Origin of the sequence: Mycobacterium sp. IS-2888, from assembly GCF_001954215.1 — a bacterium.
GTDB lineage: Bacteria > Actinomycetota > Actinomycetes > Mycobacteriales > Mycobacteriaceae > Mycobacterium.
Map to the genome: position 1 here is coordinate 1 of NZ_MBET01000110.1, position 1013 is coordinate 1013.

At 64.1% G+C, this 1013-nt stretch carries 1 protein-coding gene; it reads right to left on the reverse strand.

Translation table 11 applies throughout. From position 1 onward, the window contains the following. The coding region (locus A5745_RS22615) for a condensation domain-containing protein (protein ID WP_139329752.1) at positions 1–1013 on the reverse strand (1013 nt) is incomplete at both ends.

Consider the following 1013-nt stretch of genomic DNA (forward strand, 5'->3'; position numbering starts at 1 on the left):
CACCGCCACCGGCGCGGCATCGGTGAGCATGAACTCGATACGCTCCCGCGGATGTTCAGGGTCGATGGGCAGATACGCCGCCCCGGTTTTGAGCACCGCGGTGATCGCGGCGATCGCGTGTGGAGAGCGCGCCAGCAACACCCCCACCACACACCCAGCACCCACGCCCCGGCCAACCAACAAATGCGCCAACCGATTAGCCGCCTCATCGAGTTGGCGGTAAGTCCAGGACTGCTCACCACAACTGAGCGCCACCGCCTCCGGAGTGGCGGCCACCTGCGCGGCGAACAACTCCGGAACCGACACCGGCGCTGTGGCATCCGCGCTGAGCACCGCCCGGTGACCGATCTCATCGAAGCGGGCATGTTCGGACTGGTCGAGCACATCCACCGACGACACGCGCCGCCCCGCATCGGCGGTCATCGCCATCAACACCCGCTCCAACCGCTCGATGAGCACCTGGATGCTTTCCGGGTCGAATACGTCGGTGCGAAATTCCACCGCCCCACCGATTCCGGCGGGCTCACCAGCCTCGGTGAAACGCTCCCCCAACGAAAACGCCAGATCCATACGCGCGCTATGGGTATCCAACGGAATCGGGCTGACCTCAACACCGTCTAGCACCAAACCCGCCGCCGGATCCTCATGACCGGCGAAGTTCTGCCAGGCCAACATCACCTGAATCAGCGGGTGATGGCGCAGCGACCGAGCCGGATTGAGCCGCTCCACCAACACCTCAAACGGCACGTGCTGATGTTCGAACGCCTCCAAACTGCGTGCCCGAACCTGCGCCAACAGTTCAGCGAAGGTGGGATCACCGCCCACATCCACCCGCAGCACCAAGGTGTTGACAAAAAAGCCCACCAACTCATCGAGCGCCGGATCACCCCGACCGGCCACCGCGAAGCCCACGGCCACATCAGAACTGGCGCCGATCTTCGACAACAACACCGCCAACCCGGCCTGCACCACCATGAAACTCGTCGCATTATGCTCACCAGCCACCCGAGCAA